A 16,184-nucleotide genomic window follows, 5' to 3' on the forward strand; every position below is an offset into this window, starting at 1 on the left:
CCTTAAGATGCTCGCCGCCGCGACCTTCGTCATCTTCTTCCAGGGCTATATGGTGGCGCCGATCATCCCGACGCTGTCGAGCATCTTTGGGAGTTCGATCCAAACCGTCGGCCTCATCGTGCCGGCATATCTCATACCCTACGGGGTTGCGACTCTCGCATACGGCATTCTGGCGGATCGGATCGGCATCCACCGCGTGATGTTCGCGTCGCTGGTAGCTTTCTCAGCGCTCACCATTCTAACGGCGACGGCACAGTCGATCGAGCAACTCGCGCTGTGGCGGATCGTAACCGGGATTGGCGCGAGCGGCGTCGTTCCTCTCGCTTTGGCCATGGTGGGCCGGCTGTATCCGTACGAGCAGCGCGGCCGCCCGCTTGGCTGGCTGTTCGGCGCGATGGCTGGCGGCATGGCCTTCGGTTCGCCATTGGGTGCGATGCTTGTTCCCGTCATTAGCTGGCAAGGTCTTTTCATTGTCGTCGGTGCGGCCGGCGCGGCACTTCTCCTTTTGCTCTTGCCTTATCACTCCTTCATCGCCGCCACGGTTCAGTCCGTGACGGGAACGCTTCGAGATTTGCTCCGTGGCTATGCGGACCTGCTCGGCACCGCACGCGGACAGCGCACCTATAGTTTTGTCCTGGTGAATTCGATGTTTCACTCGGGAGTGTTTACCTGGCTCGGCGTTTACTTTGAGCAGAAATACCGCCTGGGAGCCGTCGGCATCGGTCTGGCACTTCTTGGTTACGGCGTGCCGGGTTTTGCGTTCGGGCCGGTAATCGGTCGATTTGCGGATCACTGGGGCCGAGCGAGACTGATACCTCTTGGACTGTTCCTTGGCGCTTTGTCGGCCGCCACGCTGCTGCTGGACTTCCCGATGATCCTCGCCCCCGTCGTCGCGATGGTCTTGTCGTTGGGTTACGACATGACCCAACCGCTTTTCGCGGGAATCGTGACCTCCCTGGGCGGACAGCGTGCCGGACAGGCGATGGGGTTGAACGTGTTCACGCTCTTCGTCGGCTTTGGACTTGGAAGCCTTGTCTTCGGCGAACTGCTTCGCCTCAGCTTTGGGGTCGCCTTGGGCCTGTTCGCGGGGGTTGAATTGATCCTGGCGCTGCTGTCCTTGTGGTTGTTTCGTTCTGAGGTTCCCGCACCAGCGAATAACGGCCGTGGGTAACGAAGTCTTGTTCGGATGGACTAGCGCGGTGGCGGCTGCGGGCGGCTCATTCCTCACGATCAGCTTGACCCTCGGGTATACTCCAGGGGTTAGAACGCACGCTGGAGACGACTTGATGTTCACTATCGGCAAACTGGCCTCCCTCACCAGCGTCAGCAACGACACGCTGCGCTATTATGAGCAAGAGGGTCTCATTGAGCCTGCGGGCAAAAGCCCTGCCGGCTATCGGTTGTACGATACGGATTCGGCGCGGCGCATCCGCTTTATTAGACATGCCCAGAATTGCGGCTTCACGCTTGCCGAGATACGCGAACTGCTAGTTTTGCGGATTCGAGACAAAGCGTGTTGCGGCGACGTTCGCACCCGCGCTGTCGAGAAGAAGCTGCAGATCGAAGGCAAGATTCGCGCAATGAAGGCGATGTCCAAAGCTCTCGACCAGTTGATCGTGGAGTGTGCAAATGAAACACAGCCCGTGAACGAGTGCACCATTATTGCCGCTCTGGAACGGGCCGCCGTTTCGACGCCGGTGCAGTGACCATGAAGATCGAGATTTTCTATACCTCGGGCTGCTCCGAATGCGTTGCGGCGCAGGCCACGCTCCGGACCGTTGCGCAGGAGTCGGTGAAGGATCTGGAGTGGCGCGAATTGAATGTGCTCGATGATCTCGACTACGCGGTCGAACTCGGCGTGCTGACGCTGCCATCCATCGCCGTCGACGGAGAGCTCGTTTTCACGTCGATGCCGACAGTAACGCAACTGCGCGAAGCCTTGAGGAAGCGAATCGGAGCGAGCGCGTGATGGATGCAGATGGGCTTCGCCAGGCGGTGGAACATGCCGGGCTCTCAGCCGCGGGCGTCGCGTTTCTGACCGGGCTTGTTTTCAGCTTCAATCCGGTTGCGCTTGCTTCGATCCCGGTTTCGCTCGCCTACGTCACCAGAGGGCGCGATAAGGGCCAGGCATTGCTCTTTGGCGCGATGTTCATCGCCGGCATGATCCTCGCCCATGTCGTTCTCGGTCTGATTGCAGGACTGGGCGGGAAATGGGTCGCGGATATCGCTGGAAGAGGCTGGGGACTCTTCCTTGGGCCGCTGTTGATCGTCCTGGGTCTGATGTGGACAGGTTTGCTTCGGATACCGCTGCCTTCGTTCGGCTTCCGCGCAAGCCGTCCAGCCGCCGCATGGGGAGCGTTCCTGCTCGGGATCCCGTTCGCAATCGCAGTGTGCCCGGTGTGCACGCCGACCCTGGTGGTGTTGCTCGGTGTCACGGCGGGGATTGGGTCGGTCTGGCTTGGAGTCGCTCTGCTTCTTGCGTTCGCTCTCGGCCGCGCCGTTCCGGTTGCCATCGGCGCCTTCGCCGTCGGTTGGCTCGAAAACCTCAAGCAGTTCGCGCGATACCGGCGAGGGTTCGAGATCGGTGGCGGCCTTCTCCTGATTGCGATGGGCTTCTACATGTTGAACGCGGTGTACATCTGGATTCCCGAACTAGCGGTCTAACAGACTGCCATCATGACGAGCAGAGAAGCCATAATCCTCGCGACGTGTCGCGCTTGCAAAATGTCGCCGCGGACTTACTTTAGCAGTGTGCTCAATCTCAATGGCGGTTCGAGCCAAGATCAGTGCTTCCGAGTGGCCCTTCACGCCGGCGTGATCGCGCGCAGCACAAAATACTCTTGACCCTGTAGTGACTACAGCCGCCACTGTACTGATCGCATAAACCCTCCTCGATCGAGAACCGACGTTCCGAAAGGCCATTCCATATGTCCGTCCAAAATCCTCTCACGCGCACTGCCGACAAAGCTGGCCTCATCGGTGTCATCGTTTCGGCCATGGGTTGTGCGGCATGCTTTCCTGCCATCGCCAGTCTCGGTGCCGCCATCGGGCTGGGCTTTCTCAGCCAATACGAGGGAGTGTTCATCCACTACCTGCTGCCCCTGTTTGCCGGCATCGCCTTGCTTGCGAACGTGATCGGCGGGCTTCGCCATCGGCAGTGGCCGCGGATGCTACTTGGGGTGACCGGGCCCATACTGGTGCTGGCGGCCGCCTTAGTCATGGTGACCTTTGGTTGGCCGACGGCGCAGCTGCTTTATATCGGACTAGTGTTGATGATCGCGGTATCGATCTGGGACCTGGTATCTCCCCCGGTAAAAGTTCACGTCGGAGCGAACCAGAGCTCAACCTGTTGTTGAGTGGTCGGCATGATCTTCCATTACCGTTCTTGGATCGCGGCCTGCCAATCGCAAGAGATCAGCGATCTATAGCATCTCGTTGGCAGCTTGCGAGGAAAGACGACCTCCTCACGATGGCGATCATTGCGGGCATCGTGATGCTCTTTATTGCGGCTCGATTTGCTAGCTTCGCGGTGTGCGCTTTACGGGAAACCATAGCGACTGCACGCCTACAATTGCGAGAAACATTATGAACGAACTGACCCTCTCCGTGACCGCATGACCTGTATCGATTGCGCCCGGCATGTCGAAAAGGCGCTCAAGGCACGGCCCGATATCATCGCGGCCGACGTCGCCTACCCACAACGTGAGGCGCATAAGGTTTGCGGGAGACATATGCGATGACAAACGAATATTCTAAGAAAGACGTTGAGGAAGGCAATGTCCTTGCGCCGAGGTTCGACAGCGCGGGGCTGATTCCTGCAATCGTCACGGACGTTTTATCCGGGGCCGTGCTAATGCTCGCATGGATGAACGCGGACGCGCTCAGGAAATCGATCGAGACCGGTGAGGCTTGGTTTTGGAGCCGATCCAGGCAATGCCTCTGGCACAAGGGCGCAACCAGCGGGCAAATTCAGCAGATTCAAGAAATTCGCATAGACTGCGATCAGGATGCCGTTTGGCTAAAAGTGTGCATGCCTGCTGAGAGCGGGTGCTGCCATACCGGCCGCGCGAGTTGCTTTTACCGGCTTATTTCGAACGAGCCAGGAAGACCCGTTCTCCAAGCAGAATATAAAAACTCACATTCTAAGTAACGAGGACCGGACCGAAGATCGCGCGGCCGAGCTGCAAAGCTTCGTCCAGGGTCAAGCGGACTCCCTCGCGCCGGGGCTTCTTGGCGTTCAGCCACTGTCGCAGATGTTCGTCCGAACAGAAAAAGGCTATAGCTGGGCAGCACGAGGCGGCAGCGCTGTCGGAGTATGCGAGGTCGTACCAGACGACGGCATCAGTCCGGGAGAGATCGCTCAGCACCCGACCTTTGTCCGCCGTCGTGAAACGAATCTTCTGGCCGCACTGACGGCAGGACGACTCAACCGTGATATCGGTGCCGTACATACTGGCGACGCCGAGCGCGTCGACTGCGCACAGGGCGTTCAAAACATTTGCCTTGAGTTCAACCCGGTGCCCGGTCGGAGTTTCCGTAAACGGATAGGCGTACCGAATAACCTCGCCGTCGGGATCGAGTCCAATGAGGTCCCGCAATTGTAGATTGCGCAAGAGCGCCACAACACGAGCGGTCGCGATTCCGGTCTGATCGGCGACGTCGCCAGGTCGCGGCGGCTGTCCTTTGTCCGCATACAGCTGCAGGACGATCCGCCACACAAGATCCTCGCCGGCTTCGAGGGCGTGAGACCATCTATCCAGCAGCCCCTCACGTGCCGCCATCCGTCCGCTCAGCGCCTCCCGCGCAGCAGGCGCCGTCACAACCGACCAGTCTGGACGGAATACGCCCGGCCTGATCTCCGCTGCGAGGTCTCTCACCGTGCTTGTCCTTGTTTCCATCGCTCCATCCTGATGCAAGTCGTTAGCCAGCGCAGCAGGACAGCATCTTCACGTCCTTATCGAAGGTCTGGGCCGCGAGCTTGAGGCCCTCGACGGTGGTCAGATAGGGGAAGATTGTTTCGGCGATGTCGTCGATGGTGAGTCCGCACCGGATTGCCAAGGCCGCCGTCTGGATGCTGTCGGCACCCTCAGGCGCCAGGATGTGTGCTCCGAGCAGTTTGCGGCTCGCTCGATCGGCCACGAGCTTGATCAACCCTCGCGTGTCGCGGGCCGCGAGCGCACGCGGCACATCGTCGAGTGAGAGCACGGAGATCCGAACGTCATGCCCGGCGGCACGGGCTTGCGCTTCAGTGGATCCGACGCTGGCCACCTGCGGGTCGGTGAATACCACCGCCGGCATGGCGGAGTTGTCGTAGCGCAGGCTATCGCCGTTCAACGCGTTCTTGGCAGCCAGCTTCGCGCCGTAGGCCGCCATGTAAACGAACTGGTCCTTGCCCGTCACGTCGCCGACCGCGTAAACGCCCTTCTTTGAGGTGCGCATGCGGTCATCGATCAGGATCGCGCCGCCAGTTGCTTGACCGACGCCCGCTTCCCCGAGCCCAAGGCCTTCGGTGTTGGGCGTGCGCCCCGTCGCGACGAGGATCCGGTCAGCCGTGATCGTCTGAGTATCACCATCCCTGAGAACCGTGAGCGCAACTCCGCTCTCCGTTTTGCGAACGGAATCATAAGCCAAGCCACCCACGATCGCGATGCCCTCGTCCGCCAGGTAGCCGGCAAGCGCCACGCCGATCTCAGGCTCAGCCTCGGGCAGAAGACGGCTGCGGAAGACAAGCGTCACCTCAACGCCGGCGCGTGCAAAGGTCTGCGCGAGCTCAGCCCCAATGTAACCGCCGCCGAGCACGATCATCGACCGCGGCAGCTCAGCCAGGTCGAGCGCCGTCGTGCTGTCGAGGGGCAACACGTCTGCAATGCCGGGGATCGCCGGTACGGCGGGACGTGCCCCCGTCGCGATGATGATGCGATCCGAGGCGAAACGCTTGGCGCCGGCCTCGACACCGCCTTCAACGAAGCGTGCACGGCCCTCATGGTAGGCCACGTTGTTGTAGGCGGGCAGAAGGTTGGCGTACTTCGCCTGCCGTAGGCCTTCGACCAAGGCATCTTTCTGCGCAACCTGCGCGCTCCAACTGACTACTCGCGCCTGACTTTCAATTCCGTTGAATCGGGTCGGTGCGATGTTTGCGTGATGTACCGCCTCAGTCGCCCGTATCAGCGTCTTCGAGGGCACGCAGCCGACGTTGACGCAAGTGCCTCCGATCGTGCCATGACCTATAAGGGCGACCTGCGCTCCCTGTTCGGCTGCAGTGATCGCGGCTGAGAACCCAGCCGAACCGGCGCCGACAACGACGAGATCGTAGCGGTCATTTCCGTTCTTTGCATTCGATGTAGCGCAACAATCGCTCATGACTTTAATTTCCGTGTTTTCCGGTCAACCTCACAGCAAGCAGCGGCAGCAGAAGAGGCAGGTCTGTTGCGCGGATTTAGCCTGATACCTATTAGCCCGACCCAAGCCAGTACCGGGATCAGGACGTAGTCGACTTAGGCGGTCCCGTTCCGAGATCCCGACCGCTCCCAGCACGACCCCGAGAATGGACGTCGCACAGCCAGCGCGGCAATAACACCCGTCAAAAACGCCCGCTTGGATAATGGAGCCATCGTTCATGATGGGCTCGTTCCCGCTTAGCGCGCAACCACCGCTGTGCCCGTAGCGGGCCCCATTGCTTCCTTCTTCACGGTCGAGGGATAGCCCGCATTGGTTGTAGCCTGGGCGAGAGCCTCCGCTGTAACCGTGCTGTCGTCGAAGTTGACAGTGGCCGTCGCCGTGCCGCCGCGTTCGACGACCGCGACCTGGCTCACGCCGGGCATGCGAGAGAGCACCTTCTTCACGATAGGGGCACAGGTCGCGCAGCTTACGTTCTCGACCTGGAGCGTAACGGTACGCGGAGCAGCGATTGCTGCACTGGCGATTAGCAAGATTGAAGCGGTCATAGCAGCGCCAAGCACAGTCTTCATTGTCTATTCTCCTTGTTGTTAGAATGATCGGTCATAGGATCAGAGCTGCGATATAGGGAAAGGTAGCGGCCGCAATGACGAGGAACGCCGCCGTCCAGAGGCCGATCTTGGTCATCCGGTTCGAACCTGGGCGGGCACAGGCACTTCCGTCCGCACAGTCCGCAACCGGTTGGCGGTAAACCCGCCAAAAGCCGAACCCAAGGAACGCCAGCGCGGCGACCAAGAAGATCGGTTGATAGGGCGCGAGCGCAGTCAAATTGCCGATCCAAGCGCCGCTCACCCCAAGGCTGAAGAGCGCCAGAGGTAGAATACAGCAGGACGACGCTCCAAGCGCGGCCAGGAGGCCTCCTGCGGCCCACAATCCCTGCCTCCGCCGGGTCGTCTCGTCTCCGAGATTACTCGTCACACTAATCGGCCTTGGCCTCACTAATTCATTCATCCCGATTTCTCCTTCGATGGATACAAGATGGGGCCTGTATCACCTACAGGATCAAGCTCGATTTTATCACATGCCCGTGACGGAGTTCGCCGTGCGTGGCTGTCGGATTGTCGAGGCTCCTGGGCGCTGACGCCAAGTGCAGCGTGAACCCTTCCGCCACCATCAGCACTGTTCCCTCAGTCACCGTTACGGAAGCCCGGATAAAGCGACATACCGCCGTCCAAATGAACAGGTTGCGCCGGCGACATGATCTGACGCGTCGGAGCCCAAGGGCTCTTATCCTGACCGGATCACGCCAGCGTGAGCCCAAAATCGCGCTAAACGCACTTCAGGCTCACGAAAGTGCCCTACCTCAACGGGTCCTCCGGCAGGTGGCGGATGATACTGTTGGCGCGGGACGCGGCAAACCAGATCGCGCCGTCAGGTCCAATTGCCATGCCGTTCAGCGTTCGAGTGTTCTCCAGTGAGAATTCGGTTACCTCCCCCGTCGGGCCAATTCGTCCGATCTTCCGGCCAATATGCAGTGTGAACCAAACGGATCCATCCTTCGCAGCGGCGATCCCGTAGGGCTGACCGCCGGCAGTCGGCAGCGGGAATTCTGTGACATGCCCTTCGGGCGTAATCCGGCCGACACTGTCTGCTGTAGCCTGGCTAAACCAAATGGTCCCACCCCGACCGACGGAGATGCTGAGAGGCGAGCTATCAGATGTCGGGATCGCAAACTCCGTGACTTCGCCCCCAGGCGTGATCCGACCGACGGTATTGCTATTGAAGCCCGTGAACCAGAGGTTGCCATCGGGGCCTGCAGCAATCCCGTATGGAGTTTGGGTCTTGGCGAGCTTGAATTCGCTGATCGCTCCTGACAGGCTGATGCGCCCGATGCTATTTGTCGCTGACAGCGTGAACCACAATGCGTTATCCGGGCCGACGGCGATCCCGTACGGGTAGCTCTCGGGGATCGGAAGAGAATACTCTGAGACCTCGCCAGACGGCGTGACCCGGCCAATCTTGTTGCTGCGGTTTTCCGTAAACCAAAGGTTGCCGTCGGGGCCCGCAACGATCCCCTGCGGATGGCTATCAGCCGTTGGCACCGGGAACTCGGAAACCTCCCCCTCTCGGGAAAGTCGACCGATCTTGTTGCCCTGCTTTTCAGTAAACCAGACATTGCCGTCCGGGCCGATGGTCACGCTCTCGGGATAGCTATTCGGTGTCGGGACCTCGAACTGCCTGACGCTTGCCCCTGCAGACGTTGAAAGAGCCAGGAGCATGAGCACGCCACCAATGGCGCCAAGTTTCGACGGTCCACAGTGACGTGGTGTCAACACGGCGGTCGTTCGTCTCCGTGGCGCTCGGCCAATGGCGCAATCTGCGGCGATCCTCATAAGCGTGGTTTCCTTGTGCTCGAATTCAAGTTAGTTGCTGCAGCGACTACAGCGTCAAGCGAGAAACTTCTTCCGGGTTTTAAGGTCGTAATCAAGGCCGAAGATTTTTCGATTGAGGTCCTGTCAGAGCGCTGTGGTGTGAATTTCAAAACGAGACGATTCGCTATTATGAGAAGATCGGCGTGTCGAACGAGTTTGTGCCAGACTTGAGAATTTGATTACGTGGCACTGCGCGTTTCTTTTCCATGATCACTCACCCAGAAGAAACGTTGTCTGGTCGACTTTCTTGAGCGAACTAAACCGATGGGGGGCGCGCGTTCCTGAAACCAGCTACTTCATTTTGCCATGGCATTGGAAGCATTTTGCCATCAAGCTCTATCGCTTATGAATCTAACTCCTTCGTTCGAGGTTCAGCGCCCGCGGCCGATCAGCGGTCGGCTACCGGCGCGAGAACAGGTATTTGGCAAGCGCCGCACCTGCTAACACCAGCACCACGATGAAGACGATCCACATGAGGCCCATGCCCCACATCATTCCTCCGCCCATGCCGTCCATCATTGTTCTGTCTCCTTCTGCTTAGATTGCACTAATAAGTCACCATCCGTTTCACGCGGCGCTTTCGGTTTCGCCGCCGGCCTTTTGCAGCGCCGGAAAGCCGCCGGCCACATGCGAGACGTTGGTTATTCCCATGCTCTTGAGCGTCTTTGCAGCCAGCGACGACCGATTACCCGTAGCACAATAAAGTACCAGCCGCTTGCCGCTGCTCAGGGCCTTTACATGGGTCGGGCTATCAGGGTCGGCGTAAAATTCAAGAAAACCGCGTGGAACATGCACTGATCCTTTAAGTACGCCTGTCTTTCGCCGTTCATCGGTTTCCCGGACGTCGACGAATACGACATTTGGCTCATCCATGAGTTTCACGGCGGCGTCCGCCGATAGTGTCTCGACCTCCGCATTAGCTGCGGAGACGAGTTCTTTTGCGCTCTTAATGTTCATTGTGGTCTCCTTCATTCCAAGGGGTGCCATCGAGCGCACCAAGTGGGGTTTTGAGGTAGCGCCGGCCGTCCGACTCTGGTTCGGGCAACTTGCCGCCTCGGATGTTCACTTGCAGCGATTGAAGTATTAGCTTGGGCATCGGCAGCTTCCGGTCACGAGCCCGCCGGGGCAATCCCCAGATTTCTGCTGTCCCACCGTACTTTCCCATGCCGGCTTTCGTCCTCCGGGCATGTAGTCGTGTCCGGTGAACACCCTGGTGTGATCCGGCAACGCAAGAATCTGCTGGATGCTTCTCCAAAGCGCGTGCGCATCCCCGCCCGGGAAGTCGGCGCGTGCCGTTCCAAAGTCCGGCTGGAACAGCGTGTCATGAACGAAGATTGCATCTCCGACACGATAGGCGATCGACGCAAGCGTATGTCCCGGCGTAAACATCACCTCGACATCACAATTGCCGATCCCGAACCGCTCGCCATCTTTGAACAACTTGTCCCATTGGGAGCCATCCGTTGGAAGGGAATCCGAGTAGTTGTAGATCGTTTTCCAAACCTTCTCGACCTCGACGACCTTTTCGCCGATCGCCGTGGGGACGCCTGTTTTATCCTTGAGATAACCCGCTGCCGAGAAGTGGTCGGCATGCGGATGTGTGTCGATAATCCATTCGAGTGAATAGCCCTCTTGCTGAACATGACAGAGCAGCTCATCGGCCGACCACGTGGCAATTGAGCCGGACTTTTCATCAAAATCGAGAACCGGGTCAACGATGGCGCAGTGCCGGGTCTCGGGATCCGCGATAACGTACTGCACACTGAAAGTGCGTTTGTCGAAGAATCCCGTGACTATTGGATAACCCTGCAACGCTGACTTTATCATGCAACTATTCTTTCCCGAAGATGTGAAATGTTCAAAGCGCGGAGGGCGTCATCGTTCCGCCCAACCACGTATCCCGACCAGAATGACGAGGCCGGCGAATGTCGAATTAAGTGGCAGCTTGTTCCTGGCGAGCGCTTTTCCGAGCGCCATGCCGCCAATCAGGCGGCCAAGAACGAACAGGCGGGCAATCGCCCCATTCAGCCGCCGTCGCGGAAGCCCGGATAAAGCGACATACCGCCGTCTATGAACAAGGTTGTTCCGACGACATAGTCCGACGCGTCGGAGGCTAACCACACTGCCGCTTCCCCGACGTCGTCAGTTTCGCCGACTCGACCATAAGGGATCAATTTGAGTAGCTTCTGCTCTGCCTCGGGCGTCTCCCATGCCCGGCGGTTGATCTTGGTCTTGATTGCTCCCGGAGCTATGCTGTTAACCCGGATGCGCTTTTCCGCAACCTCCTGCGCGAGGCTTTTCATCAGGAGCATTACTCCACCTTTGGACGCTGCATAGTTCGCGTGCCCTGCCCACGGTATCAGCTCGTGTACCGAACTGATGAAAATGATCTTCCCCGCAGCACGCGAAATGTCTTTATTCATCGTTTGTTTTAGAAAATGACGAACTCCCTCACGAGCCGTCAAGAATTGTCCGGTGAGATTTACATCCATTACGCTCTGCCATTGATCGATAGTCATTTCGGCAAATGGGGCATCTTTCTGAATGCCAGAATTGCCGACAACGATATCGACCCTGCCGAAAGCACGAACAAATTCGGAAAACATCTCACAAACCTCAGGCTCCTTGGAAACGTCAGCCTTGAGTACGATGGCGTTGCCTCCTTGTCGCTGGATCTCGTCGACAATGCTCGCGGCCTTTTCCGGCTCGGAATGGTAGTTGATTCCGACAGCGGCGCCGGCAGCTGCTAAGCTTCGGGCGATGGCTGCCCCGAGGCCCGATGCTGCACCTGTGATGATGGCATTTTGTCCCGCCAACGGCCGAGAACGATCTTGCGTCAAGATCACTTTTGTCATTTGCCTTCTCCCGTCACGCGATCGGTTGCTTACAGCATGTCGCCGATGTCCGAAGCGCCTGTCGGATAGGCGAACATGGTAGTCTTCAAATCATCAACCGTGAGGCCATGGCGAATAGCCAGGCCGAAAATATTGATCACCTCATCCACATGCGGACCGACCAAATGAGCCCCAAGAATGTGCTGGGTTTCCTCCTCGACCAGCACCTTGAAGCCGTACACGGTCTCCGCGACGCGCCTGGCCGTATACCAATCTGACGTCTTCTCGCTTTTAACGTGGAATTTCCTTCCGCTCTCGCGAGCCTGCTGCTCGCTCATTCCGACGGCCGCGATCGGCGGAATCGTGAATGCGACACTGGGCACACCGCGATAGTCCGGACGATGGCGGTTGCCTTCCAGAAGATTGCCGACGACCACCTTGGCGTCGTGGCTCGAGACCGGCGTGAGGGGCGGGCCCTTGGCGGCGGCATCCCCTGCCGCATAAACGGCGGGATTTGAGACACTCTGAAGAAACTCATTGAGTTTGAGATGACCGTGCTTGTCGCGATCAATTCCGGCCGCCTGAAGATTGAGGTGCTCGAAATCCGAAATGCGCCCGGCCGCATGCACCACAAGATCTGCTTCGAAGGTTTGCGCCCCGTTGTTGGTGGACGCGCGAACAATGAAGTTTGATCCTTGCTTCTCGACGGCTTCAACGACATGCTTGGTTCGAACGTCAATTCCCGCACGATGAAAGCTCTCCATCAACCAGCCCACAAGATCAGCGTCGAATTGCGGGAGCATGCGCTCTCCGCGCTGCAGAACCGTGACCTTGGCGCCGGCTCGCGCGGCAATATGGGAGAACTCAGCTGCAATGTAGCCGCCACCGACCAGCACGATTCGGTTTGGCAGTTCGTCAATCTCGAGAAACTCCTCGTTCGTGATGAGGTGCTCCTCTCCGGGGAATCCGAGCGAAACGGGCCGTGCTCCCGTTGCGATCAGGATGTGCTTGGCTTCCAGCCGATTCCCGTCCACCTCGACGGCGTTCTGGGATACGAACCGGGCCGCGGCATGATAGGTGTCGATTCCACTACCTTCGTAGCTCTTTTGCTGTTTGCCCGGAACAGGTCCGGTGAAAGTGCGCTTGAACTCCATCAGGTCGTGCCACGCGATCCGCGCGTCTTCTGCAACAACGCCGCGCCCGCTCATGCGTCGAATGTCGTCGATGACCTGGGCACCCGTGATCAGCATTTTCTTCGGATCGCAACCGCGAAGAGCACAGGTGCCGCCAAACGGCCTGTAATCAATTACGGCGACTTTCCAGCCGGCGGAAGCCGTGCGGTGACTGGCGACCATCGCGGCTGTCCCTGTGCCGATGACAATCAGATCGTATGCTTTGGTCATGCGAAAACTCCTAATCTGTTGGTGTTGATCGATCCCCGTCATTCCAGAAACGAGGCAGCACGGAACGCTCTGATGACTGATGCGGTTTCGTGGCGCGACGCGCAAGGGTTTGCAGTCCGCCCGTTACTTCGGCGGCGCGGCGGACGCGCTCGGCATAGATGCTTGCAAGCGCACCCTCCCCGCCCTTTTCATAGACCCTGAGATTGACCGCGCTTCCGATCAAAGCGAGATGCGTGAAGGCTTGGGGGAAGTTTCCAAGGAATTTACCAGTGGCAGGATCGATCTCCTCCGCGTACAGACCCACGTCGTTTGCCTTGATCAGCAGACGCTCGAACAGGGCGCGTGCCTCGTCAGCGCGGCCGGTAAACAGCAGCGCGTCTACGAGCCAGAAGCTGCAAATGAGGAACGCACCCTCGCCGCGCGATAGCCCATCGGGCGCCAGATAGCGCCAGACGTAATCGCCAGTGCGAAGCTCTCGTTCGATTGCCTCGACGGTGCGTGCGATGATCGCACGGTCAAGAGGTAGCCCGAGCGTGGGGGTCAGCAGCAAGGCAGCATCGGTTGCGTCAAAGCCAAAGGCCTGCACGAGATGCTTCCCTCGCGGATCCAGACCTTGCGTGAGTATAGCCTGCAAAACGGCGTCGCGCGCTTTGATCCACGGGGGATGCTCGCCGCAAAGCCTGATCGCACGATCGAGCGCTACCCACGACATGATTTTGCTGTGAACGTGATGGCGCGGCTCAGAGCGCATCTCCCAGATACCCTGGTCGGGCTCGGACCAATGTGATGCGACGTATTTGGCAACTCCCCGAACCATTTCTTCCTGCGTCGTGTCACTCGGCTCCCCCAGCGCACGTAGCATCAGCATCCAATCGAGGACCTCGCCGTAGACATCCATCTGCCGCTGTTGATACGCGGCGTTGCCGACTCGCACCGGGCGGCTCGCACGGTATCCCTCAAGATGGTCGAGCGTGCGTTCAGGAAGGTCGGTTTCCCCACCGATCCCATACATGATTTGCAGTTGAGGTAGAGTTTTCGCACAGCACAAGCGCTGGAATTCGCAGAACCGGCGCGCCTCTCCATCGTACCCCAATGCCGCAAGCGCGTTCAGCACAAGGCTCGAGTCGCGTATCCAGCTGAAGCGGTAATCCCAGTTCCGCTCTCCGCCGATCCCCTCCGGAAGGGACGTCGTTGGGGCTGCGATGACGGCACCCGTCGGGGCGAAAGTCAAAAGCTTCAAGACCAGCGCGCTTCGGTGAACTGCCTCATTGTAGGGACCGTCATAGCAGCAGCGATCGAGCCACTCCGTCCAAAAGGAATAAGTGATCGACAGCAGGTCATGCGCGTTGATTCCGGAAATTGCACGCGCCGCCGAAGCGGGAGCGACAATGAAGGTCCGACGCTCCCCCGCAGCGATCTCGACGGTTGTATCGGTTTCACCGTCGAAACGCCCGCCGTCGCTATGCAGCACGGCTTCGTCGCTATTACCACTCGTCCGGACGTCACTAGAGGGAGCCATGAAGCCCGCGGCGGCGGATTTGAATCGGACCCGAACACGGACAACTCCCTCGATTCCGTCGACAATCCGTACGAACCAACCGGGCGCATTCAACGTGACATAATCTTCGGCGGTTGATCCTGGCGCACGCCCCACCGGCATGAAGTCGGTGACGGTGACGCTGCCACTTTCAACTGTTAAGGTTGTTCGCAGGATATTTGTACGGGGAAGATAACTTCGTTGCGCACGCCCGTCGTCTTCAGGAGAAACTTGAAAGAAGCCGCCCTTGTTTGCATCGAGAAGGCGCCAGAATACCGGGACCGCATCGAACCTTCCGAGACAGCACCAATCGACGCTGCCGTCTTGAGCGACGAGTGCCGAACCATGACAGTCGCCCACCAGCGCGTAATCGCGGATCGGCACGTACGGGCGAGGAGACGGCGCCTCGCGAGTAGCAGTTTCAGGAGCAGCCGTCCATTTACGCACGGCTACGCCTCCCTGGGCCGGAAGATCGGGCCCACGCGTCCTTCGCTGCGTTCGCGTGCAACAGTCTCGTCGCGTCCGAACGGGTGGCTACCGAAGCCGTGCCGCATCGCGACAATCGCCCGCGCCCATTCCTTCCCGGCGTCACGCGACGAAAAGAGCTGCATCACCGATTGGGCGATCACCGGCACGGGCACCTCCATGCGCAATGCGTCCGCAACCAGCCAGTTCACTTCGCCGGTATCTTCGATGTATGAGGTTGGCTTCTGCAGCCCTGGATCTTCCTTGTGGGCATTCGCAAGAAGTTCAACCAGCCATGACCGGATCACAGAGCCGCGGCCCCAGCACTTCAGGACCGCAGTAATGTCGATGGGTTCGTGATAATGCGTGAGCAGGTCAAACCCCTCAGCTATTGCCTGCAGCATGCCGAACTCAATACCGTTATGGACGAGCTTGACGAAGTGTCCGGCGCCGGGCGGCCCGGCGTGAACATAGCCGCTTGGAACGGCAAGCACCCTCAGGATTGGTTCGACCAAGGCGAGTGCATCGCGGTGGCCTCCGGCCATGAAGCACGCGCCGAAACGTGCCCCTGTCAGCCCGCCGGACGTTCCCACATCGACAAAGTGGATTCCAATGTCGCGGAGACGCCCGTGACGCCGGATCGAGTCGCCCCAATAGGAATTCCCGCCATCAACCACGGCGTCACCCGGCTCAAGGTTTTTCATTAGGGCCTCGAGGATGGTATCGACTACCGGTCCGGCCGGGAGGTAGAGCAACACGACGCGGGGCGGGCTCAATCGTTCGCGAAATTCGCGGCATCTTTGATCTCGACCAATCCAGCGCCCGTGAGCTCGCAGGAAGCGCTGCCGCGCGACAAACCCACGACCTCCAACCCCCGTTCAAGGGCTGAATGCGCAAGCCCGCCCCCCATCTTGCCGAGACCAATTATTCCAAATCTTATCGGGCTCACCATCGCCTTTGGTCCTTTGAATGAAATGATCGGAGCGCCAGACCTCGGCGCGGCGTTCGACTAAACGCCAGGCGGTGCTCAAGGCGTTCGACGCATCAACGAACCTGTAGCCGCTTCAGGTTCCCGCCTGCTCGCGATTTTTCTGCTAAGGTCGACACTGCGCACCGA

General features: G+C 59.2%; 17 protein-coding genes and 1 pseudogene. 6 read left to right on the forward strand and 12 right to left on the reverse strand.

What is annotated here, in order from left to right; translation table 11 throughout:
* Window positions 1-7: 7 nt before the first annotated feature.
* The 6 genes from AC1Q6J_RS18140 to hisI all read left to right on the forward strand — a co-directional run bounded on the left by AC1Q6J_RS18140 (window position 8) and on the right by hisI (window position 4,150).
* Window positions 8-1,171, forward strand: coding sequence for an MFS transporter (locus AC1Q6J_RS18140; protein WP_492280629.1), 1,164 nt, complete (start codon window positions 8-10; stop codon window positions 1,169-1,171).
* Between the two features lie 115 nt (window positions 1,172-1,286).
* On the forward strand, window positions 1,287-1,706 hold the full coding sequence (locus AC1Q6J_RS18145; RefSeq protein ID WP_492280599.1) for a heavy metal-responsive transcriptional regulator: 420 nt from the start codon (window positions 1,287-1,289) through the stop codon (window positions 1,704-1,706).
* Window positions 1,707-1,708: 2 nt separating this feature from the next.
* Complete coding sequence (locus AC1Q6J_RS18150) at window positions 1,709-1,969, forward strand: thioredoxin family protein (RefSeq protein ID WP_492280600.1); 261 nt, start codon at window positions 1,709-1,711, stop codon at window positions 1,967-1,969.
* On the forward strand, window positions 1,969-2,664 hold the full coding sequence (locus AC1Q6J_RS18155) for a cytochrome c biogenesis CcdA family protein (RefSeq protein WP_492280630.1): 696 nt from the start codon (window positions 1,969-1,971) through the stop codon (window positions 2,662-2,664). The genes AC1Q6J_RS18150 and AC1Q6J_RS18155 overlap by 1 nt, the downstream gene beginning before the upstream one ends.
* A gap of 263 nt (window positions 2,665-2,927) precedes the next feature.
* On the forward strand, window positions 2,928-3,356 hold the full coding sequence (merC, locus tag AC1Q6J_RS18160) for an organomercurial transporter MerC (protein ID WP_492280601.1): 429 nt from the start codon (window positions 2,928-2,930) through the stop codon (window positions 3,354-3,356).
* A 380-nt stretch (window positions 3,357-3,736) separates the two neighbouring features.
* Window positions 3,737-4,150, forward strand: a complete 414-nt coding sequence (gene hisI, locus AC1Q6J_RS18165) for a phosphoribosyl-AMP cyclohydrolase (protein WP_492280602.1) — start codon at window positions 3,737-3,739, stop codon at window positions 4,148-4,150.
* On the opposite strand, the gene AC1Q6J_RS18170 is transcribed toward hisI, so the two are convergent.
* From AC1Q6J_RS18170 to AC1Q6J_RS18225, 12 genes and pseudogenes are all read right to left on the reverse strand, one after another.
* Window positions 4,143-4,898: an alkylmercury lyase family protein gene (locus AC1Q6J_RS18170; RefSeq protein ID WP_492280603.1), complete on the reverse strand. Its 756-nt coding sequence runs from the start codon at window positions 4,896-4,898 to the stop codon at window positions 4,143-4,145. The genes hisI and AC1Q6J_RS18170 overlap by 8 nt on opposite strands.
* A gap of 22 nt (window positions 4,899-4,920) precedes the next feature.
* Window positions 4,921-6,360 carry a mercury(II) reductase gene (merA, locus tag AC1Q6J_RS18175; protein WP_492280604.1) on the reverse strand — a complete coding sequence of 480 codons (1,440 nt, stop codon included), beginning with the start codon at window positions 6,358-6,360 and terminating at the stop codon, window positions 4,921-4,923.
* A 275-nt stretch (window positions 6,361-6,635) separates the two neighbouring features.
* Window positions 6,636-6,968: a heavy-metal-associated domain-containing protein gene (locus tag AC1Q6J_RS18180; RefSeq protein WP_492280605.1), complete on the reverse strand. Its 333-nt coding sequence runs from the start codon at window positions 6,966-6,968 to the stop codon at window positions 6,636-6,638.
* 31 nt (window positions 6,969-6,999) lie between these two features.
* Window positions 7,000-7,407 carry a mercuric transporter MerT family protein gene (locus AC1Q6J_RS18185; protein ID WP_492280606.1) on the reverse strand — a complete coding sequence of 136 codons (408 nt, stop codon included), beginning with the start codon at window positions 7,405-7,407 and terminating at the stop codon, window positions 7,000-7,002.
* 347 nt (window positions 7,408-7,754) lie between these two features.
* Window positions 7,755-8,675: a Vgb family protein gene (locus AC1Q6J_RS18190; protein ID WP_492280607.1), complete on the reverse strand. Its 921-nt coding sequence runs from the start codon at window positions 8,673-8,675 to the stop codon at window positions 7,755-7,757.
* Window positions 8,676-9,395: 720 nt separating this feature from the next.
* A complete protein-coding gene (locus tag AC1Q6J_RS18195) occupies window positions 9,396-9,785 on the reverse strand; it encodes a rhodanese-like domain-containing protein (protein ID WP_492280608.1) in 390 nt (129 codons plus the stop codon).
* Window positions 9,775-10,655: pseudogene (locus AC1Q6J_RS18200) on the reverse strand (MBL fold metallo-hydrolase). Before AC1Q6J_RS18200 ends, AC1Q6J_RS18195 begins: the two are co-directional and overlap by 11 nt.
* A gap of 197 nt (window positions 10,656-10,852) precedes the next feature.
* Entirely contained in the window at window positions 10,853-11,683 is an 831-nt protein-coding gene (locus AC1Q6J_RS18205; protein WP_492280609.1) for a glucose 1-dehydrogenase, read from the reverse strand.
* Between the two features lie 29 nt (window positions 11,684-11,712).
* Window positions 11,713-13,065: a dihydrolipoyl dehydrogenase family protein gene (locus AC1Q6J_RS18210; RefSeq protein ID WP_492280610.1), complete on the reverse strand. Its 1,353-nt coding sequence runs from the start codon at window positions 13,063-13,065 to the stop codon at window positions 11,713-11,715.
* 10 nt (window positions 13,066-13,075) lie between these two features.
* Window positions 13,076-15,049, reverse strand: coding sequence for a glycoside hydrolase family 15 protein (locus AC1Q6J_RS18215; RefSeq protein ID WP_492280611.1), 1,974 nt, complete (start codon window positions 15,047-15,049; stop codon window positions 13,076-13,078).
* Window positions 15,050-15,051: 2 nt separating this feature from the next.
* A complete protein-coding gene (locus AC1Q6J_RS18220; protein WP_492280631.1) occupies window positions 15,052-15,903 on the reverse strand; it encodes an NADP-dependent phosphogluconate dehydrogenase in 852 nt (283 codons plus the stop codon).
* Window positions 15,840-16,019, reverse strand: coding sequence for an NAD(P)-binding domain-containing protein (locus AC1Q6J_RS18225; protein WP_492280612.1), 180 nt, complete (start codon window positions 16,017-16,019; stop codon window positions 15,840-15,842). Before AC1Q6J_RS18225 ends, AC1Q6J_RS18220 begins: the two co-directional genes overlap by 64 nt.
* Between the last annotated feature and the right edge of the window lie 165 nt (window positions 16,020-16,184).

Source organism: Afipia sp. MLSD5-FHT05B12 (assembly GCF_058793355.1).